Origin of the sequence: uncultured Roseicyclus sp., assembly GCF_937892565.1 — a bacterium.
Lineage (GTDB): Bacteria > Pseudomonadota > Alphaproteobacteria > Rhodobacterales > Rhodobacteraceae > Roseicyclus.
Window position 1 is genome coordinate 1 of record NZ_CALAHQ010000083.1, and the last position, 20,038, is coordinate 20,038.

At 65.0% G+C, this 20,038-nt stretch carries 21 protein-coding genes; 12 read left to right on the plus strand and 9 right to left on the minus strand.

The features are described from left to right. The first annotated feature begins 152 nt into the window (after positions 1-152). Positions 153-824, plus strand: coding sequence for a YggS family pyridoxal phosphate-dependent enzyme (locus tag Q0094_RS11705; protein WP_297619629.1), 672 nt, complete (start codon positions 153-155; stop codon positions 822-824). On the opposite strand, the gene Q0094_RS11710 is transcribed toward Q0094_RS11705, so the two are convergent. Together Q0094_RS11710 and ribA are read right to left on the minus strand one after the other, a co-directional pair. Next, positions 821-1,333 carry a L,D-transpeptidase family protein gene (locus tag Q0094_RS11710; protein ID WP_297619632.1) on the minus strand — a complete coding sequence of 171 codons (513 nt, stop codon included), beginning with the start codon at positions 1,331-1,333 and terminating at the stop codon, positions 821-823. The genes Q0094_RS11705 and Q0094_RS11710 overlap by 4 nt on opposite strands. Further along, entirely contained in the window at positions 1,330-2,421 is a 1,092-nt protein-coding gene (gene ribA, locus Q0094_RS11715; RefSeq protein WP_297619635.1) for a GTP cyclohydrolase II, read from the minus strand. Before ribA ends, Q0094_RS11710 begins: the two co-directional genes overlap by 4 nt. Positions 2,422-2,562: 141 nt before the next feature. Between ribA and Q0094_RS11720 the strand changes: the two genes are divergently transcribed. From Q0094_RS11720 to Q0094_RS11740, 5 genes are all read left to right on the plus strand, one after another. Next, positions 2,563-3,249, plus strand: a complete 687-nt coding sequence (locus Q0094_RS11720; protein ID WP_297619637.1) for a response regulator transcription factor — start codon at positions 2,563-2,565, stop codon at positions 3,247-3,249. Between the two features lie 204 nt (positions 3,250-3,453). Then, the gene (locus Q0094_RS11725) at positions 3,454-4,242 is read left to right on the plus strand and encodes an exodeoxyribonuclease III (protein ID WP_297619640.1); all 789 of its coding nucleotides are present in this window, start codon (positions 3,454-3,456) and stop codon (positions 4,240-4,242) included. 69 nt (positions 4,243-4,311) lie between these two features. Further along, positions 4,312-5,235, plus strand: a complete 924-nt coding sequence (locus tag Q0094_RS11730; RefSeq protein WP_297619643.1) for a tetratricopeptide repeat protein — start codon at positions 4,312-4,314, stop codon at positions 5,233-5,235. Positions 5,236-5,262: 27 nt separating this feature from the next. Beyond that, positions 5,263-5,907 carry an LON peptidase substrate-binding domain-containing protein gene (locus Q0094_RS11735; RefSeq protein WP_297619646.1) on the plus strand — a complete coding sequence of 215 codons (645 nt, stop codon included), beginning with the start codon at positions 5,263-5,265 and terminating at the stop codon, positions 5,905-5,907. Next, positions 5,904-6,089, plus strand: coding sequence for a Trm112 family protein (locus Q0094_RS11740; RefSeq protein ID WP_297619649.1), 186 nt, complete (start codon positions 5,904-5,906; stop codon positions 6,087-6,089). Before Q0094_RS11735 ends, Q0094_RS11740 begins: the two co-directional genes overlap by 4 nt. Positions 6,090-6,135: 46 nt before the next feature. Here the strand turns inward: Q0094_RS11740 and Q0094_RS11745 are convergent, their stop codons facing one another. After that, positions 6,136-7,395 (minus strand): FAD-dependent monooxygenase, encoded by a 1,260-nt coding sequence (locus Q0094_RS11745; RefSeq protein ID WP_297619652.1) that lies wholly within the window; start codon positions 7,393-7,395, stop codon positions 6,136-6,138. 54 nt (positions 7,396-7,449) lie between these two features. Between Q0094_RS11745 and Q0094_RS11750 the strand changes: the two genes are divergently transcribed. The 4 genes from Q0094_RS11750 (at position 7,450) to Q0094_RS11765 (ending at position 13,691) form a co-directional block, all read left to right on the plus strand. Continuing rightward, a complete protein-coding gene (locus Q0094_RS11750) occupies positions 7,450-8,799 on the plus strand; it encodes an amidase (protein WP_297619655.1) in 1,350 nt (449 codons plus the stop codon). Between the two features lie 109 nt (positions 8,800-8,908). Next, on the plus strand, positions 8,909-10,090 hold the full coding sequence (locus tag Q0094_RS11755; protein ID WP_297619705.1) for an aminotransferase class I/II-fold pyridoxal phosphate-dependent enzyme: 1,182 nt from the start codon (positions 8,909-8,911) through the stop codon (positions 10,088-10,090). Positions 10,091-10,102: 12 nt separating this feature from the next. Beyond that, a complete protein-coding gene (locus tag Q0094_RS11760; RefSeq protein WP_297619658.1) occupies positions 10,103-13,018 on the plus strand; it encodes a DNA translocase FtsK in 2,916 nt (971 codons plus the stop codon). Positions 13,019-13,094: 76 nt separating this feature from the next. Next, positions 13,095-13,691: an outer membrane lipoprotein carrier protein LolA gene (locus tag Q0094_RS11765; RefSeq protein WP_297619661.1), complete on the plus strand. Its 597-nt coding sequence runs from the start codon at positions 13,095-13,097 to the stop codon at positions 13,689-13,691. A 6-nt stretch (positions 13,692-13,697) separates the two neighbouring features. Here the strand turns inward: Q0094_RS11765 and Q0094_RS11770 are convergent, their stop codons facing one another. Together Q0094_RS11770 and Q0094_RS11775 are read right to left on the minus strand one after the other, a co-directional pair. After that, complete coding sequence (locus Q0094_RS11770; protein WP_297619664.1) at positions 13,698-14,288, minus strand: lytic transglycosylase; 591 nt, start codon at positions 14,286-14,288, stop codon at positions 13,698-13,700. A gap of 103 nt (positions 14,289-14,391) precedes the next feature. Beyond that, positions 14,392-15,273, minus strand: a complete 882-nt coding sequence (locus tag Q0094_RS11775) for an AEC family transporter (RefSeq protein WP_297619667.1) — start codon at positions 15,271-15,273, stop codon at positions 14,392-14,394. An 86-nt stretch (positions 15,274-15,359) separates the two neighbouring features. On the opposite strand from Q0094_RS11775, the gene hspQ reads away from it, so the two are divergent. Beyond that, the gene (gene hspQ / locus Q0094_RS11780; RefSeq protein WP_297619670.1) at positions 15,360-15,686 is read left to right on the plus strand and encodes a heat shock protein HspQ; all 327 of its coding nucleotides are present in this window, start codon (positions 15,360-15,362) and stop codon (positions 15,684-15,686) included. 12 nt (positions 15,687-15,698) lie between these two features. On the opposite strand, the gene Q0094_RS11785 is transcribed toward hspQ, so the two are convergent. From Q0094_RS11785 to Q0094_RS11800, 4 genes are all read right to left on the minus strand, one after another. Further along, positions 15,699-16,079: a rhodanese-like domain-containing protein gene (locus tag Q0094_RS11785; RefSeq protein WP_297619673.1), complete on the minus strand. Its 381-nt coding sequence runs from the start codon at positions 16,077-16,079 to the stop codon at positions 15,699-15,701. 3 nt (positions 16,080-16,082) lie between these two features. Continuing rightward, entirely contained in the window at positions 16,083-17,663 is a 1,581-nt protein-coding gene (locus Q0094_RS11790; protein ID WP_297619676.1) for a gamma-glutamyltransferase family protein, read from the minus strand. 257 nt (positions 17,664-17,920) lie between these two features. Next, positions 17,921-18,397, minus strand: a complete 477-nt coding sequence (locus tag Q0094_RS11795) for an ATP-binding protein (RefSeq protein WP_297619679.1) — start codon at positions 18,395-18,397, stop codon at positions 17,921-17,923. Beyond that, on the minus strand, positions 18,394-18,750 hold the full coding sequence (locus tag Q0094_RS11800) for an STAS domain-containing protein (RefSeq protein WP_297619682.1): 357 nt from the start codon (positions 18,748-18,750) through the stop codon (positions 18,394-18,396). Before Q0094_RS11800 ends, Q0094_RS11795 begins: the two co-directional genes overlap by 4 nt. An 84-nt stretch (positions 18,751-18,834) precedes the next feature. On the opposite strand from Q0094_RS11800, the gene Q0094_RS11805 reads away from it, so the two are divergent. Then, positions 18,835-20,028, plus strand: a complete 1,194-nt coding sequence (locus Q0094_RS11805) for an acetyl-CoA C-acyltransferase (protein WP_297619685.1) — start codon at positions 18,835-18,837, stop codon at positions 20,026-20,028. The last annotated feature ends 10 nt before the right edge of the window (positions 20,029-20,038 follow it).

The following is a 20,038-nucleotide window of genomic DNA, read 5'->3' on the forward strand; positions in this document are numbered from 1 at the left end:
ACAGGATCGGGGTGGGCGAAAGCCCGCCCCTTTTCTATTGTGTGTCCGCCTTGGCTCTTGGTGTGAACTTCTCCTTCTGATCGCGCCAGATTTAGCTTTCGGGAAAGAGCGGGCCTTGCGCCCGCTCTTTTCTTTTGGCCTAAGCTGGCGGCATGGGATTGATCGATATTCAAAGCCGCATCGCGACAGCCACCGCCACAGCCGGGCGACCGCCGGGGGCCGTGACGCTGATCGCCGTGTCCAAGGTGCAGCCGCCCGACCGGGTCGAGGCGGTGCTTGCCGCCGGTCAGCGCATATTCGGCGAAAACCGCGTGCAGGAGGCCGCCACCCGCTGGCCGCCGTTTCAGGCGCGTTTTGACGCCATCGCGCTGCATCTGATCGGCCCGCTTCAGACCAACAAGGCGCGTCAGGCGGTCGAGATGTTCGACGTGATCCACACGCTCGACCGGCCCAAACTTGCCACCACGCTGGCCCGTCTGGCCGATGAGCGCGGCACCAGCCCCGTTCTGTTCGTTCAGGTCAACACCGGCGCCGAGCCGCAAAAGGCGGGCGTTCTGCCCGATGAGGCCGATCGATTCGTGGCCGAGGTGCGGGCGCTTGGCCTGCCGCTGGTGGGGCTGATGTGCATCCCCCCCGCCGAGGATGACCCCGCCCCCCATTTCGCCATGCTGGCCGCAATGGCCGCGCGCAACGGGCTTTCGGGCCTGTCGATGGGCATGTCGGGTGATTTCGAGACCGCCATCGCGCTGGGTGCCACCCATGTGCGCGTCGGTTCGGCGATTTTCGGGGAACGCATTCAGGCCGCGCCGGACGCCCCGGCCTAGGCAGGGGCCAAAGTTTCGGGCACCACCAGCCGCGTCTGAAACCCGATCCGCGCCACGATCCACGCCAGATCATCGGGCGCCAGCGCCACGCAGCCCGCCGTCGGATGCCCCGGCTTGCGCCATGCATGGATGAAAATCGCCGATCCCCGCCCCCGTTCGGCGCGCGGCCAGTTCCAGTCGGTGATCAGCACGATGTCATACAGCGGATCGGCGCGGCGCAGCACCTCGGCGCTGGCGGCAAAGGGCGCGCGCACCATCAGATTGTAATCCTCGTGCCTTGGGTCATCGCACCACAGATCATGGGGCCGGATCGGCACCGCCCAGTCACAGGGCCGTGCCATGCGGTCGGGCCGATAAAGGCAGCCCACGATCCCATGCACCCCGGCGGGCGTCGCGCCGTCGCCCTCGCGCTTGGCCCGCGTCACGCCGCCCCGCCCAAGGCTGCAGGGAAACATCCGGCCCCGGAACCGCAGGCCCATGGGCGTCACGACCATATCTTGCGCCTTCACAGCAGATGCCCCGATTTGTCGCGCTTGACCGACAGGTAATGCGCGTTGTGGCGGTTGGTGCCGGTGATCAGCGGCACGCGTTCGGCCACGATCAGCCCTTCGGCTTGCATCATCGCGGCCTTGGCGGGGTTGTTGGTCATCAGGCGCACGGCGCCAAAGCCCATCTTGCGCAACAGATCGGCGCCGATGCGAAAATCGCGCTCGTCATCCTCGAAGCCCAGCCGGTGGTTGGCCTCGACCGTGTCGAAACCCTGATCTTGCAGCGAATAGGCGCGCATCTTGTTGGCCAGCCCGATGCCGCGCCCCTCCTGGTTGAGGTAGAGCAGCACGCCCGCGCCCGCGCGGCCCATTTCGGCCAGCGCGCTGCGCAGTTGCGGGCCGCAATCGCATTTCAGGCTGCCCAGCACATCGCCGGTGAAACAGGCCGAATGCAGCCGCGCCAGCACCGGCTGGCCCCGGTCGGGGCGGCCGATTTCGATGGCGTAATGTTCCACACCGCCGTTTTCGGGGCGAAAGATGTGCAGCCGCCCGGCTTCGGCCGCTTCCATCGGCAGACGGGCGGCGGCGACGGGCAACAGCGGGTGGTGGCGCGCCAGATCGGCGGCCAGCGGCGCGGGGTCAAGCAAGGTCGCGCCCAGCCCGGCGGCCAAGGCGGCGGGCCGGTCGGTTTCCACCGCCACAAGCGCGGGCAAAAGCTGTGCCGATTTGGTCAGCCCCAGCGCCAGACGATGCAACCCGGCCGCGCCATCGCGCGCGCTGATCAGCGGCCCCTTGAGCGGGGCCGCCAGATCGCGCGCGGGATCGGCCAGCGCGCGCACCCAATCGGCATCCACATCGCCGGGCAAAAGGATGCGCGCCAGATCGCCGTCATAGGCGCGCGCTTTCAGCGTTTCTGCCCGACGCTGCGTGATCGCCACCACGGGCCGTCCCGGCAGCGCCCGCAAGGCCGCCAGCCGCGACGCGCTCAGCGTTTCGGCGGCCAGAACCACGATCCCCGCAGCGCCCGCGCCCAACACCACGGGCAGCCCGACCCGGAGATCCGAGCGCGCGCGCGCAGCATGTTCAGCAGGGGTGGGCAACAGGCTCATGGCGCATCCATACTTGCCGCGCGCGGAATTTGAAACAATCCCCCGCATTCCGACACGAGGCCGTGACATCGCGTGTCAGATGCTTGTCAAATCACCCTACCCTGCAAAGCTTGTGATCTGACCGCGACAAAGGAGCCACCGATGGCCACGTTGAAAAAGATCTTGCTTGTCGATGACGATGACGACCTGCGCGAGGCATTGAGCGAACAGCTTGTGATGACCGATGATTTCGACGTGTTCGAAGCCGCAACCGGCGCGCAAGGCCTGCAGCGTGCCAGGGAGGCGCTCTATGATCTGGTGATCCTTGATGTGGGTCTGCCCGATACGGATGGGCGCGAATTGTGCCGGCTGCTGCGCAAGCAGGGCGTGAAATGCCCGATCGTGATGCTGACCGGCCATGACAGCGATGCCGATACCATCCTTGGCCTTGATGCCGGGGCCAATGATTACGTGACCAAGCCGTTCCGCTTTCCGGTGCTCTTGGCGCGTATCCGCGCCCAGCTGCGCCAGCATGAGCAAAGCGAGGACGTGGTGTTCCAGCTTGGGCCATATACCTTCAAGCCCGCGATGAAGCTGCTCGAGACCGAAGACCTCAAGAAGATCCGCCTGACCGAGAAAGAGACCAACATTCTCAAGTATCTCTATCGGGCACAAGATGGCGTGGTCGCCCGTGAGGTGCTGCTGCACGAGGTCTGGGGCTACAACGCGGGTGTCACGACGCACACGCTGGAAACCCATATCTACCGGCTGCGGCAGAAAATCGAAACCGATCCGTCCAATGTGCGCCTGTTGGTCACCGAAAGCGGGGGGTATCGGCTGGTGGCGTGATCATCGCGCGCTGCCCGTTTGATACAGATCAAGGATCAACCCTTGATTGTATCAGATGCTGGCTGCATCACCTCCCTAATGGACTTGGCCCGGACCCCTTGGTTCGGGCCTTCTTTCTTGGCCGATGCACGCTGGTCTCTGGCCATCGGGCGCCGGGGTCATTAGACCCGTGCCAAAGCCGATGATCCCTGCCGGAGCCCGCCCATGCCCTTCACCCTTGCCACATGGAACATCAATTCCGTCAGGTTGCGCGCCGATCTGGTGGCCAAACTGCTGGCAGATGAGGCGCCCGATGTGTTGTGCTTGCAGGAATGCAAATCCCCTGTCGACAAGATCCCGGCCGAGATCTTTGCCGCGCTGGGCTATCCCCACATGGTCGCACGCGGGCAAAAGGGCTATAATGGCGTGGCGATCGTGTCGCGTCTGCCGCTGACGGATGCGGGCCAGCGCGATTTCTGCGCCAAGGGCGACGCCCGCCATGTCGCCGCCCGGCTGGACAATGGCGTGACGATCCACAACGTCTATGTGCCCGCAGGCGGCGATGAACCCGACCGCACCATCAATGAGAAATTTGGCCACAAGCTCGATTTCCTGACCGAGATGCGCGACTGGTTCGGGGCCGAGCGGCCGGGAAAATCGATCCTTGTGGGCGATCTCAACATCGCGCCGCGCGAAGATGATGTCTGGAGCCACAAACAGCTTTTGAACGTGGTCAGCCACACCCCGATCGAGATCGACCACATGGCACAGGCACAAGAGGCGGGCGGCTGGGTCGATGTGACCCGCGCCGATATTCCGCAAGGTTTGCTTTATAGCTGGTGGTCCTATCGCGCACAGGATTGGAATACGGCCGATCGCGGTCGGCGGCTCGACCACGTCTGGGCCACCGGCGATATCGCCACCGCCGCGCATAGCAGCCGCATCTTGCGCGATGTGCGCGGATGGGATCGGCCCTCCGATCATGTGCCGGTCTTTGCGACATTCGACCTTTGAGGCCTTGGCGCGGGCCCTCAGCGCACGCATATAGGGCATGAACACGCGCAGATGTGACGGAGACACCCGATGCTGGAGCTTGGAACCCCCCAAGGCACCCCCGCGGCAGCCAGTCTGATCAAGGACGGCACCGAGGCGACTTTCATGGCCGACGTGATCGACGGTAGCGCCGATGTGCCGGTGATCGTTGATTTCTGGGCCACATGGTGCGGCCCGTGCAAGACACTGGGCCCGATGCTGGAGGCCGCCGTGGTCGCCGCCCGTGGCAAGGTGCGCATGGTCAAGATCGATGTGGACCGCGAACAGCGACTGGCGGCAGCTCTGGCGCAGCAGGGATTGCCGCTGCAATCCATTCCGACGGTGGTGGCATTCTTTCAGGGCCGCCCGGTGGACATGTTCCAGGGCGCCGTGCCGCAAGGGCAGATCAAGGACTTCATCGCGCGCCTGACCGCCTTGGGTGGCGACGGCGGTCTGGCCGAGGCGCTGGAAGCGGCCGAACAGATGCTGGCCGAGGGGGCCGCGGTGGACGCGGCACAGACCTTTGCCGCGATCCTTGAGGAAGAGCCGGAAAATGTCACCGCCCTGGCGGGGCTGGCGCGGGCGTATATCGCCTTGGATCAGCTGGATCAGGCCGAAGCGGTGCTGAACGCGGCGGCCCCCGCCATCGCGAAGGCGCCGCTGCTTGAAGCGGTGCGCGCCCAGATCGCGCTGGCGCGCCAAGCGGCCCAGGCCGGGCCGCTGGCCGATCTGGAGGCCGCCGTGATGGCCAACCCCGCCGATCATCAGGCGCGCTTCGATTATGCGCTGGCGCTGCATGCCGCCGGTCAGGTGCAAGAGGCGGTGGATGCGCTTTTGGAACTGTTCCGCCGCGACCGCGACTGGAACGACGGGGCCGCCAAGGCGCAATTGTTCACGATTTTCGATGCGCTCAAGCCACAAGACCCGATCGCGCTGACCGGCCGGCGCAGGTTGTCATCGATGATTTTCGCCTGAACGTTCTGGGGGTCTGGGTCCATGCCCATGCTACGCACCGCAAACCTGCCTGACACAATCGCGGTGTTCCCGCTGCCCGGTGCGCTGTTGTTGCCGCGCACGCGGTTGCCGCTGCATATCTTTGAGCCGCGCTATCTGGCGATGTTTGACGATGCATTGAAAACGCCGCACCGCTTGATCGGGATGGTGCAACCGCGCGACGTGCCGGGATCCGAGGAAAAGCGCCTGCACAGCATCGGCTGCGCCGGGCGCGTCACCCAGTTTTCCGAGACCGAGGACGGGCGCTATCTGATCACGCTGTCGGGCATGTCACGCTTTCGCATCCGCGACGAGGTGACGGGTTTTTCCCCCTATCGCCGCTGCGACGTGTCATGGGATGGGTTTTCCGCCGATCTGGGCCCCACCGAAGAGGATCGTGGCTTTGACCGGCCGCGCTTTTTGGATCTTTTGGGCCGCTATTTCGATGCGATGGCGCTCTCGACCGATTGGAGCAGCCTGAAGGAAGCCGAGGATGAGTTGCTGATCAATTCGCTGTCGATGCTTTGCCCCTTTGACCCCGAGGAAAAACAGGCCCTGCTTGAGGCCCCGTCGCTTGGCACCCGGCGCGAAACGCTGGTGACGCTGATCGAATTTGCGCTGCGCGGGGGATCGGCCGAAGAGATGATGCAATGACCGACGACATCGTGCCGATCGACCGTCGCATGCTCGAGGCGCTGGTTTGCCCCATCACCCATGCGCCGCTCAGCTACGATGCCGAGCGTCAGGAACTGGTGTCGAAAGCCGCCAATCTGGCCTATCCGATCCGCGGCGGCATTCCGATCATGCTCGATAGCGAGGCGCGCAAGCTGGAGTGACGGGCGGCGGGCGCGGGCAGCGGTCTGCTGGAACCCACATCGGCCCCTAAAGCGCGCGGCCCTGCAACAGACGCGGCAGATCCCCGGTCAGCCCGGCCGCGTGTCGCATGAACCCCCGCCGCAATGCGGGGATGGCGCTGACCACGCCCATGCCGATGTCGCGGATCGCCCTGAGGCCTGGGTTGTCATTGGAAAACAGACGGTTCACGCCATCGGTCGCCAGCGCAAGCGCGGCGGTGTCAAAGCGTCGCCAGGATTGGTAGCGCGCCAGAACATCGGATGCGGCGATGTCTTCGCCGCGCCGTGTGGCATCGGCCAATACCTCGGCCAGCGCGGCCACATCGCGCAGCCCAAGGTTCAGCCCCTGACCCGCGATCGGATGCACGCCATGTGCTGCATCGCCCACCAGCGCCAGCCGCGTTGCCACGAAAGCATTGGCCACGCTCAAGCCCAAAGGGTAGCTGTGCCGCTGCCCGGCCAGCGTGATGTCACCCAGAAAATCGCCAAAACGCGGGCGCAGGTGATCCAGAAAGGCGGCATCATCGGCGGCCATCAGACGCTTGGCATCATCATGACGTTCCGACCAGACGATGGAGGATCGGTTGCCGGTCAGCGGTAGAATCGCCAAGGGCCCCGGCGGCATGAAGAATTGATGGGCGATCCCGTGGTGGGGGCGGTCATGCGCGATGGCCGCAACCAGCGCGGTCTGCCCGTAATTCCAGCCCGTGCGCTTGATGCCCGCGCGCGCCGCCGTGCCCGAGCGTCGCCCGTCGGCGCCCACCAGAATGCGGCCCGTCAGATCGCTGCCATCAGCCAGCGTCACCCGCGCCGCGCCGTCGGTCGCTTGCGCCACCACACTCATGCCGGGGCGGTGCGTGATCCTTGGGTGATCGTCCATCGCCGCCAGAAGTGTCCGGCGCAAATGGCGGTCTTCCAGCATGTGGCCCATCGGCCCTTCTTCCAGTTCGGCGCTGTCGAAATGGAGGAAAAACGGCGCAGCCCCTTCGCCCGCCCGCCCGTCCGAGGCCTTGATCTGCAAGATCGGCTGGGCGTGATCCGACAGCCCGTCCCAAAGCCCCAGCGCGTCCAGCATCCGCACCGAGGCCAGCGCCAGCGCATAGGATCGGCCATCGAATTGCCCGCCCATGCGGGTGTCTTGCGCCAGCGCGTCGATCACGATGCTGCTGAGCCCCGCCTGAGCACAGGCCAAGGCAAGGCAGGGCCCGTTCAGCCCGCCACCAACGATCAAGATGTCCGCATCATGCGCCATGCGTTCGACTATGGGTCGCGGGGTGGGATTGTCCATGGTGCAGACCGGTTGTAGCCTTGCCCGCGACAACATGGGCAGGGGAGAGTGGGCATGTCGGATTGGCTGTGGATGAGCGCAAGCGAACTGGGGCGGGGCATCGGCGCGGGGCGGATCGATCCGGTCGAATTGACCGAAGCCTATCTGGAGGCGGCGCGCCGGCACACCCATGGCCAGCGCATCTATGTGCGCCTGACGCCCGAGCGCGCCATCGCCGAGGCCCAAGCGGCGCATGCGCGCGCCAGGACCGGGGCGCGGCAGGGCCTGCTCGATGGGGTGCCGATCAGCTGGAAGGACCTGTTCGACACGGCGGGCACCGTGACCGAGGCGGGATCGCTGCTGTTGGAAGGGCGCGTGCCGGATGCCGATGCCGAAGTGTTGGTGCATGCGCGCGCGGCGGGCACGGTCTGTCTGGGCAAGACGCATATGTCGGAACTGGCCTTTTCCGGGCTTGGCCTGAACCCCGCCTATGGCGGCAACACCGATCCCTTGCCCGGCACGCCGCCAAATGTGAACGATCCGGCCCTTGCACCGGGCGGGTCATCGTCGGGGGCGGCGGCTTCGGTCGCCTTTGGTCTGGCGGCGGCCGGCATCGGGTCGGATACCGGCGGATCGGTGCGGGTTCCGGCGGCGTGGAACGATCTGGTGGGGCTCAAGACCACCCATGGGCGGCTGAGCCTCAAGGGTGTCGTGCCCTTGGCCGAAAGCTTTGACACGGTCGGGCCGCTCTGCCGCACGGTCGAGGATTGCGCCCGGTTGCTGGCGGTTCTGGAACGGGGCGTGGCCACCGAGTTGGGCGGGGCCAGCCTGTCGGGCGCGCGGTTTCTGGTTCTGGAACCCTATGCCAGCGATGTGCGCGATGGGCCGGGGGCCGCGTTTTCCGGTGCCCTGACCCGGCTGTCGCAGGCGGGCGCGCGGATCGAGACGGGCCGCGTGGCCGGCATCGAGGAGGCGATGGGCCTGTCGCCGGCGCTGTTTGCCACCGAAGGCTACGGCACATGGCGCGACGTGATCGAGGCCGCGCCAGACAAGATGTATCCGCGCATTCTGGAACGCTTCCGCGGTGGCAAGGATTTCAGCGCGCCCGATTATGTGGCGGCCTGGCGCCGGCTGCGCGCGCTGCGCGCGCTGTGGCTGGCGGAAACGGCGGGCTATGACGCGGTGCTGTTGCCGACGGTGGCCAACCTGCCGCCCGATGTGAACCGCCTGATGACCGACCCCGATTACTACGTCACCGAGAACCTGATCACGCTGCGCAACACGCGGGTCGGAAACCTGATGGGTCTGTGCGGGTTGAGCTTGCCCAGCGGCGTTGCCTCGTGCGGCGTGATGATGCTGGCCGCCCCCATGGCCGAGGATCGGCTGTTGCGATTGGGTGCTGCGGCCGAGGCGGTGTTGACCTGAAGGCCACAGCTTTCTGAAACCGCAATGCTTTTTGTGGACCGCCGCGCCGGGACACTGTAGCCTGTTTCCAAACGGGGCGAGATGACCCCGATGGTGAGGCAGTGCCATGGTGTTTCCCGAGCGGTTTTCGAACCTGCCCGAATATGCGTTTCCGCGCTTGCGCAAGCTGCTCGACGTGCATGCGCCGGGCGGCCCGGTCGTGCATATGACCATCGGCGAACCGCGTCACCCTTTTCCGGCATGGGTGGGCGATGTGATCGCCGACACCCTGGAAGGGATCGGGCGCTACCCCGCCAATGACGGCACGCCCGAATTGCAGATCGCCATCGCGGCCTGGATTGCGCGGCGCTATGGCGTGAGTGTCCGGGCCGATGCCCAGGTGTTGCCGTTGAACGGCACACGCGAGGGGCTGTTCAACGCCTGTCTGGCGCTGTGCCCGGAAACCAAGCGCGGGCAAAAGCCCATCGTCTTGATGCCAAACCCCTTTTATCAGGTCTATGCCGTGGCCGCGCTGGCCGTGGGGGCGGAACCCGTCTATGTGCCCGCCACCGCCGCGACGGGCGATTTGCCGGATTACGCCAGCCTTTCGCCCGAAATCCTGGATCGGGTGGCGATTGCCTATCTGTGTTCGCCCGCCAACCCACAAGGCGCGGTGGCGGATGCCGGGTGGTGGCGCGATCTGATCGCGCTGGCCGAGCGGCATGATTTCCAGATCTTCGCCGATGAATGCTATTCCGAATTGTATCGCGACATGCCCCCGCCCGGTGCGCTGGAAATCGCGGACCAGATGGGGGCCCACCCCGAGCGGGTGGTGATCTTTCATTCGCTTTCCAAGCGGTCGAACATGCCGGGCTTGCGGTCTGGTTTCGCCGCAGGTGGCGCTGACAGCATCGCGCGCCTTAAGCAGCTGCGCAATTACGCGGGCGCGCCGCTGCCCTTGCCGTTGCAGGCGGTCGCCACCCGCGCATGGGGTGATGAGGATCACGTCGAACAAAACCGTGCGCTCTATCGCACGAAATACGCCATCGCCGATGCGATCTTGGGTGATGTGCCGGGCTACATCCCCCCGCAGGCGGGGTTTTTCCTGTGGCTGCCCGTGGCCGATGGCGAAGGGGCGGCGCTGAAACTGTGGCGTGAGACAGGGGTGCGCGTGTTGCCCGGTGCCTATCTGGCGCGCGCGGTCGATGGCGTGACGCCCGGCGCCGACCGGCTCCGCGTGGCGATGGTGGCGCCCGAGGAAGAAATGCGCGACGGGCTGACGCGGTTGCGCTCATGCCTGTACGGCGAATGAGGACGGACAGGTATGGCTTATCAGACCAGACAGCGTGATCCCCTGCTCGATGACCGCATGCAGGAAATGTTGATGCGGTTTGGTCAGCAAGCGATCGGGTCCGCCCTTGTTGTTCTGGGTGCCGCGCTTGCGGCGCTTTTGTGGTCCTATGCGCCCGACGATCCCAATTTCATGGCTGCAACCGATGCCGAGCCGCAAAATCTGTTGGGGTATTTCGGCGCCTCGGTGGCCGCGATCTTGATCATGATCACGGGCTATGGCGCGGCGGTCTTGCCGCTTGTTGCTTGTGGTTGGGGTGTGCGGTTCTTGCGCAGCGACCGTGCATACGGCGCCTTGGGGCGGGTCGTGTTCTTGCCCATCGCGGTTGCGCTTGCGTCGATCCTTGCGGCCAGCATCACACCGCCGCAGTCATGGGTGCACAGCTTTGGTCTGGGCGGGCTGTTTGGGGACACGATCCTTGGCGCGGTGCTCAACGCCTTGCCGATGCCGCCGCACATCGGCCTGAAGCTCCTGGCGGCCGTGGCGCTTGCCCTTGGGCTTGCGATGACGCTGTTTGTCATGGGCGTGAACCGGGTCGAGTTCCGCCATGGGCTGCGTTTCGCATTGGTGGCGTTGGTGACAGGGTTCGCTTTTGTTTTCGGCGGTTTGCGCATGGCGGGCGCGGGTGCGGGTCGGGCCGCGACCGGGCTTGTTCGTGCGCGCACCGAACGGCAAGGCGCGGGGCAGTTTCCCCGGCGCGGCGATGGCGATGGCGATGGCGATGGTGCTGGCGATCGCACAATGCGCAAGATGCCCGTGGCGTCCGCCCCCGCCGTGCCCCATCGTGTCGCTGGCTTGCTGGCACGTTTGCCGCTGCTGCGGATGCGCGATGCGGCGGCCCGGACGGCCCCTTTCGCCGGCTTGCCGACAGATGATCATGACACCGCCGAACAAGACCGTATCCGCGCCCGCATCAGCGATGTGATCCAGTCGCGCGTGCGTCGGCCCGAGCTGGTGGCCGATCCTGTGGCGCGCCCCGCCCTTGTGCCGCCCACCGGTGCGGCGCTGCTGGCTGCGACGGCCACCGGGGGTGGCGCCCCTCAGGGCGCGCAGCGGATCGAGCCGCCGCTGACGGCCGCGCGTCGCGTGGCACCGCCCCTGTCCGCGCGCCACGCCACGACGTCCTTGGTCGCCGTCAAGGATACGACCGATGCCAGCGATCAGCCTGATGCGTCCGACGACGTCGGTTTCGACGATGACATGCCCGAGCCCGAATTCGTGGCCCGTGGCCCGGCCCCGATCCTGCCACAAGCCGAGGTGCCGCGCCGTGTGATGCAGCGCGATGTCGCGCGCAAGCCCACCCCCTCCAGACAGGCACAGGCCGATGCGCAGCCCTTGCTGCCGCTACAGGGGCGGGTCGAACCCAGCTATGAGCCGCCGTCGCTGTCGCTGTTGGAAAACCCCGACGCGATCCCGATCCATCGCCCGCATCTGAGCGATGAGGCCCTGGAGGAAAACGCCCGCATGCTTGAAAGCGTGCTTGATGATTACGGTGTGCGGGGCGAGATCGTCAGCGTGCGCCCCGGCCCCGTTGTGACCATGTACGAACTTGAACCCGCGCCGGGTCTCAAGGCCAGCCGGGTGATCGGTCTGGCCGACGATATCGCGCGGTCGATGTCGGCCCTGTCGGCGCGGGTTTCGACGGTGCCGGGGCGTTCGGTGATCGGGATCGAATTGCCCAATGAACACCGCGAAAAGGTGCTGTTGCGCGAACTTCTGAGCCATCGCAGCTTTGGCGACGGCAACCACCGCCTGCCGCTGGCCCTTGGCAAGGATATCGGCGGTGATCCGATCATCGCCAACCTGGCCAAGATGCCGCATCTGCTGATCGCGGGCACCACCGGGTCGGGGAAATCGGTGGCGATCAACACCATGATCCTGAGCCTGCTTTACAAGCTGTCGCCTGAAGAATGCCGGATGATCATGATCGACCCCAAGATGCTGGAACTCAGCGTCTATGACGGCATCCCGCATCTGTTGTCGCCGGTTGTGACCGATCCGAAAAAGGCGGTTGTCGCCCTCAAATGGGTCGTGGGCGAGATGGAGGAACGCTACCGCAAGATGTCCAAGATGGGCGTGCGCAACATCGATGGCTACAACGGCCGCGTCAAGGATGCGCTGGCGCGGGGCGAGATGTTCAAGCGCACCTATCAGACGGGCTTTGACGATGTCACCGGCGATCCGGTGTTTGAAACCGAAGAATTCATGCCTGTGCCCATGCCCTTCATCGTCGTGATCGTCGATGAGATGGCCGATCTGATGATGGTCGCCGGCAAGGAAATCGAGGCCTGCATCCAGCGTCTGGCCCAGATGGCGCGCGCCAGCGGTATCCACCTGATCATGGCCACCCAGCGCCCGTCGGTCGATGTGATCACCGGCACCATCAAGGCCAATTTCCCGACGCGGATTTCCTTTCACGTCACATCGAAGATCGACAGCCGCACCATTCTGGGCGAACAGGGTGCCGAACAGCTTCTGGGCATGGGTGACATGCTTTACATGGCCGGCGGCGCCAAGATCACCCGCATTCACGGCCCCTTTGTGCGCGACGAAGAGGTCGAGGAAATCGTGCGCCATCTCAAATCCTTTGGCCCGCCCGTCTATGCCACGAGCGTGCTGGAAAGCCCCGATGAGGATCGCGAAAGCGATATCGATACGGTTTTGGGCCTGAACACTGGCGGCAACACCGATGGCGAAGATGCGCTTTACGATCAGGCGGTGGCCATCGTGATCAAGGATCGCAAATGTTCCACCTCCTACATCCAGCGCAAGCTGGGTGTGGGCTACAACAAGGCCGCGCGTCTGGTCGAACAGATGGAAGAGGCGGGGCTGGTCAGCACGGCCAACCACGTTGGCAAGCGGGAAATCCTTGTCCCCGAGCAAGATTGATCGGCGATTGCCTGACAGTTGCGTGAGCGGCACGCAAACCGCTTCATCGCGGGATGAAAAAGCCTATCTTGGGCCCATGAAACATCTGTGCCTTCTTTTTGCCCTGAGCTTTGGCGCGGCTCTGCCTGCGCGGGCCGAGCTTGTGTCGCTGGCTGATCTGTCGGGCTATTTCAACACGCTCGAGACCGCAGCGGGCCGTTTTCGTCAGATCAACGCCGATGGCTCGGTTTCGACCGGCGATATCTATCTGCATCGGCCGGGGCGGATGCGGTTCGAATATGACAGCGAGGATCTTTTGGTGATTGCGGGCGGTCAGCAGGTGGCGATTTTCGACGGACGTTCGAACAGCGTTCCCGAGCAATACCCGCTGTCAAAGACACCCTTGAACCTGATCCTTGCGCGCCGTGTCGATCTGGCCGGATCGGGCATGGTGATCGGCCATGGCACGGATGGCACCACCACGCGGGTTCTGGCGCAAGACCCGGACCGCCCCGAAAACGGCACCATCGAGCTGGTGTTTTCCGATGATCCGATTGCGCTGCGCGAATGGGTGATCACCGATGCCACCGGGGCGCAGACCATGGTGGTGTTCGACGATCTGACCAGGGGCGGGCAGCTGTCGTCGAGACTTTTCAACATCACCGCGGAAATTCAGGAACGCGGCCGCAATTGACGGCCGTCAGCGGCGGCAGCGTTCCAATTGCCCGCGATACATCTCTGCCCGCGCGGCCACGTCATCGGCCACGCGCAGTAACCATGCCTTGGAATTGTGGCTGCCGCGCGCAAAACCCGAATGACCTTCGTGATAGGCCAGGTACTGGTTGCGGGCGTCGGTCAGCGCGATGCCGTTTCGGTCACGGGTGCGGTTCATGTACCAGCCCATGAAATCAGAGGCGTCATCGATATCGGTCCGGCGCGCACGTCGTTTGCCGGTTGCGGCGCGATACTCATCCCATGTTCCATCCAGCGCCTGGCTGTAGCCAAAGGCCGAGCTTGCGCGCCCCATAGGAATGAACCCAAGGGCATAGCGATGTGGTGGTCGCGCCCCGCCCACAAAGCGGCTTTCTTGATGAAAGGTGGCCATCTGGACGTGAACCGGCACGCCCCAGCGCCGTTCGGTCCGCTGCATGGCCCGCATGTATTGCGGCCGTTCCGACGCAAAGGCACAGCCATCATCAAGGTTGCGCGGCGCTCTGGTGGTTCCTCTGCCTTCGCCGCAGCCAGCCGCGAGCAAAGCAAACGAACCGACGATAAAAGACCGTCTTTTCATGATTCTTGCCTGTTATTTCTGCTCTGGTCCGATTTTTTCGGATTTCTTGGCGCAAAGTGTAGCTGCAAAGCGTCCCCAAGGGAATGCTGAGTGTTGGGTACATTTACAGCAAAAACGACAATGTGACTGGCAAGGTCGCCACCGACATCAAGGTCGAGACCATGACAAGACCGGCCACCGCATCGGGATCGGCGCGATAGCGTTCGGCCAGAAGATAGGAGGTCACGGCGACAGGTGTGGCCAGTTGCAAGACCAGAACGCCAAAGGCTGTAGGCTCCAGCCCAAAGGCCCGGCCGGCGGTCACACCCGCCGCCAGCCCGAGCGCCAGCTTGATCCCCGACAGCCAGACGGCGCGCCCGATCAGCCCCGGCTTCAGCCGCGCGATGGCCACCCCCAGCGTGATCAGCAGCAATGGAATGGACATCTGTCCGATCAGCCCCAGCGCCCGGGTGATCCAATCGGGTGTCTGCCATCCCATCGTCAGGAACAGCCCACCCAAGAGGGCCGACCAAAGCAGCGGCTCGCGCAACAGCTTGCTCGGCGCGGCCCCCCCCGCCACCAGCCACAGACCGATGGTGGAACTTAGGATCGCCATCACCGCAAACACCACCACGGCCATTCCCAGCCCTGCGTCGCCAAAGGCGAAAAGCGCCAAGGGCAGCCCCAGATTGCCCGTATTGCCGAACGCCAGCGGCGCGACATAGGCGGCCCGATCCAGCCCCAGCGTGGCGACCAAGGCCCAGCTTAGCGCGATCACCCCCCCATAGGCGACCAGTGCCGCAAGGCTGAGCGCGGTCAACGCAGCGGGCGCGATATCGGCTTGCATCAGTGCGGTAAAGATCAGGCACGGCACCGCCAGCGTCATCGCCATGCGGGTGACGAACTCGGTCGGGTAATCATAGCCAGCCCGCGCCCAGACAAAGCCGATGCTGCCCAGCAGGAAAACAGGCGCCACAATCGCCAGCACCGTCAGAACGATTTCCACACCCTGATCCCTTCACCAAGTGCCGCGACTCATGGACAATCCCCCCATGCGCGCGTTATCCAGCAGCTTCAAGAGGGTTGCGCTTTATGCTGAAAAGCACGGCAAAGTTTGGTCTGGGTCAGGTGGTGCGGCATCGCAAGCACCCGTTTCGCGGTGTCATTTTCGATATCGACCCGCAATTTGCCAACACCGATGAATGGTACGCCGCCATCCCCGAAGAGGCGCGCCCGGCAAAAAACCAGCCATTCTATCACCTGCTGGCCGAAAACGATCAGACCTATTACGTCGCCTATGTGTCCGAGCAGAACCTGGTGCCCGACGACAGCGGCGAGCCGGTCGATCACCCCGATCTGCCCGATCTGTTCGGTGAATTCCGCGATGGCCGCTATCCGCTGGAATTCCAGTTGAACTGATCGGCGCCAAGATCAGTCGATGGGCCGCCCTTCGGCTTTCCACGCGGAAAATCCGCCCTCCATTTCGGCGACATTCGCAAGCCCCATATCCTGAAGCGTCCTGGTCGCCAGCGCCGACCGCCATGCGCCCGCGCACACAAGAATAAGCCGCTTGTCGGTGGCAAGGCTTTCCTTGTGATAGGGGCTTGCGGGATCGACCCAGAATTCGAGCATGCCGCGCGGGGCATGGATCGCGCCGGGCAGACGCCCCTCGCGTTCCAGTTCGCGCGGATCGCGGATGTCGACGAAAACTGCACGCCCCGCCGCGACCTCGGCCGCGGCGGTGTCGGTGGACAGGCTGGTGATGGTGGCCTTTGCCGCCATCACCATGTCCTTCACGGGTGTGATCGCCATCGCTCAATACCCCAGCGCGATGCCATCCTTGCGCGGGTCCGACCCGCCTTCGAGCACGCCATCGGGATGGATGTGGATCGCCTGACTGCCGCCGATGGGCAGGTTGGGGGTCACAAGCTTGTGGCCCTTTGCCTCAAGCGCTGCGCGCACATCCGCGCCATAGCCGCGTTCGATCTTCAACTCGCCCAGTTCCGCGAATGTCCGGGGGGCATCGATCACCTGCTGCGGGCGCAGGCCGTAATCGACGACATTGGTCACGAACCGCGCATGGCCCGCCGCCTGATAGGCCCCGCCCATCACGCCAAAGGGCATCACGCTGCCATCGGCCAGCTTGAGCATCGCGGGGATGATGGTGTGCATTGGCCGCTTGCCGCCAGCGGCCTCGTTCGCATGGCCTTCGGCCAATGTGAAGCCCGCGCCACGGTTGTGGAACAGGATGCCGAACTTGTCCGAGGCCAGACCCGAGCCAAAGCTGTGGAAGATCGAATAGATCATCGACACCGCCATGTGGTCGCGGTCGACGACGGTGATGTAGATGGTTTCCTTGTGCACCGCCTCGGAGGTGCGGTTGGCATCCGCCATTGCGTGGTTCGGGTCGATCAGGGCCGCCAGCTTGCGCGCCGTGTCCTTGGACAACAGGTGGTCAAGCCGGGTCATGTGATCGGGGTCGGCCAGAAAGCGGTTGCGCGCGTCATAGGCAAGCTTGGTCGCCTCGGCCTCAAGATGCACACGCTCGGCACCCCATGGGTCGAGCGCGGCAAGGTCAAAGTTTTCGAGGATGTTCAACAGCAGCATCGCCGTTGCACCCTGTCCGTTGGGGGGCAGTTCGATCAGTTCTGCGCCACGGTACTGTGACCGGAGGGGCGTGACATAATCAGCCTGTTGGGCGGCGAAATCGGCCTCGGTATGGGTGCCGCCAAGGGCGCGCAGGCTGGCCACCATATCGGCGGCCACCTCACCTTCGTAGAAACCGGCGCGGCCTTGGGCTGCGATGCGCTTGAGCACCTCGGCCTGACCGGGGGCGGCGAAGCGCGCGCCGATGCGGGGGGCATGGCCCGCCATGAGGAACCGGCTTTGCGCAGCCTCACCCTTGAGGGACGCGGCCGATTCGTTCCAGTCCGCCGCCACTCGCGGCGCAACGGGAATACCGGCAACGGCATAATGTATCGCAGGCGCCAGCACCTGATCGAGCGGCATCCGCCCATGGTCGCCATGCAGCTTGCAAAAACCTGCGACCGCACCCGGCACAGTCACCGCATGGGGCGAATCGAGCGGCATGGTCGCATGGCCGGCAGCGCGCAATGCGGCGGCACTCAGACCTGCGGGCGCACGCCCCGAGGCATTCAGCCCGATGATGTCATCCGATCCCGGTGTCTTGATCACGGCGAACATGTCGCCGCCGATGCCGGTCATCTGCGGCTCACAAAACCCCAAAAGGATTGCCGCCCCAATCGCGGCGTCCACGGCATTGCCGCCTGCCTGCAAGATGCCGATGGCGGTCTGCGCGGCCAAGGGGTGCGACGTGGCGCACATGCCCTGATCGGCGAAAACGGCCGATCGGCCGGGCTGGTGAAAATCGCGCATCGGTTGTCCCTCCCTCGTGCAACGTGGGCGCAAGGTAACCGGGGGCGCGGCGAGGGCAAGGGGGGACCGAAAAAGGTCGCTACGCCGATCCGGCCGCCTTGGGGGCGAAAGGCGGCCATGACGGGCCTCGACGTCGCGCGCTGGCTGGGGGCTGTGTCACGCGACGCCGAGGGTAGCCAAGACGCTACCTGTGCGAGTTTCCGCCCCAAAAAGGCAGCGGTGCGGACCAATTGGGTCAATCACAAGGCGTTTTGCGTCTATTGTCGATGTGTTGCGATGCGGGGCAGGTGGAAGCGCAGGATGTTTTGCCCGCTTTGCCGCGACAGGCACAGCGCCTGGGCCATGCCGTGCAAAAGCGGCCACCCAAACCCCCCTTCGGGCAGGGTCAGCGGATCATCCGGATCGATGGCTGGCCACGCGATGCCCGGCAATTGCCCATCGGGCATGGGCAGGCCACGGTCCCGCAAGGTGATCTGCAAGCCACCCCGGTCATCCGCAATATCCAGCCCGATCATCGCCTTGATCGTGTCGCCGACGGGATAGGCGTGTTCGACGATGTTGTTGCAGGCCTCGGCCAGAGCGATCTGGGCGCGGTCGCGCAAATCACGATCGATGCCTTTTTCCTGCAAGCTGGCATCGACTGCAATCAGCGCGGCGCGCACCGCCCCAACCTCGGCGCAGAAGCAAACGCTGATCAGGTCACCATGCCCCTCGCGCCAGCTTGGGCCGGTCATGGTGTGGCCGAAGGTTGCGCATTGCGCGCGGCGACGGCGGCCTGTGCGTCAGGGTGAATGGGAAATACCGTGGTCATGCGCGTCAGCGTCATCACCTTGTCGACCGCGGGCGTCAGCCCAGCCAATTCCAGCACCCGACCCGCGCCCAGAAGCTTGCGCGCCGCCACAAGGGCGCCCAGCCCGCTCGAATCAAGGAAATCCACCTTGGCCAGATCCAGAATGACATCGCCGCTGCTGCCCGATACCAGATCGCGGAAGCGGTCCTTGAACGCGATGGCGACGCTGGCATCGATGCGGCTGTCGTCCACCCGCAAGATGCCGAATGTGCCGTGGCTCTTGAAACTCAAATTCATGGCATGGTCTCGGCGCAAAGCTTTGCTATGGTTTAGGGAGAAAGTCTTACCAACCGGTGAGCGACGCAGGAAAAGGGCCGAAAGATGCATGAGGTGGTGATCGCGGGCGCAGCGCGTACGCCGATGGGTGGCTTTCAGGGCGAATTGACCGCGGCCAGCGCGGCCGATCTGGGCGGTGTGGCCATTGCCGCCGCGCTGGCGGATGCCGGTGTCGCGGCCCATGCCGTGGATGAGCTGTTGATGGGCTGCGTTCTGCCCGCTGGTCAGGGTCAGGCGCCGGCGCGTCAGGCGGGCTTTGCGGCGGGCCTTCCCAAGCAGGTGCCTGCCACAACTCTCAACAAGATGTGCGGCTCGGGCATGAAGGCCGCGATGCTGGCCTGGGATGCGCTGGCGCTGGGCCGCGCCGATGTCGTGGTCGCGGGCGGAATGGAATCGATGAGCAACGCCCCCTATCTTTTGCCGGCCATGCGCGACGGCGCGCGGATGGGCCACGCGCAGGCACAAGACCACATGTTCCTCGATGGGCTGGAAGACGCCTATGACCGCGATGAAAAAGGCGCGCGCCGCCTGATGGGCAGCTTCGCCGAGGATTGCGCCGAGGCGTTCCAATTCACCCGCGCCGATCAAGATGCCTACGCATTGGGATCGCTGGAAAATGCGCTGAACGCCATCGCCATGGGCGCATTCATGGCCGAAGTTGCCCCCGTGACCCTGCACGGCCGCAAGGGCGCGAAGGTGATTTCGCGCGATGAGCAGCCGGGCAATGCGAGACCCGAAAAGATCCCGCTCTTGAAGCCCGCGTTCCGCACGGGCGGCACGGTGACCGCGGCCAATTCCTCGTCGATTTCGGACGGGGCGGCGGCGCTGGTGATGGCACGCCGGGCCACCGCCGAGGCGCAAGGGCTGCGCCTGCGCGCGCGGGTGCTGGCTCACGCCAGCCACGCGCAAGAACCCGCGCTTTTTGCCACCGCGCCCGTCGGCGCAGCGCGCAAGCTGCTCGACCGGCTGGGCTGGTCGGTGGATGATGTCGATCTGTGGGAGGTGAACGAGGCTTTTGCCGTGGTCCCCATGGCCTTCATGCGTGAAATGGGGGTGCCGCGTGACACGATGAATGTGCATGGCGGGGCCTGTGCGCTGGGCCATCCCATCGGGGCTTCGGGGGCGCGGATCATGGTGACGCTTTTGAACGCCCTGGAACGCCACGGGCTGAAACGTGGGGTCGCCGCGATCTGTATCGGCGGCGGCGAGGGCACGGCCATCGCGATCGAGCGGGTGTGAGGGGGGCGTT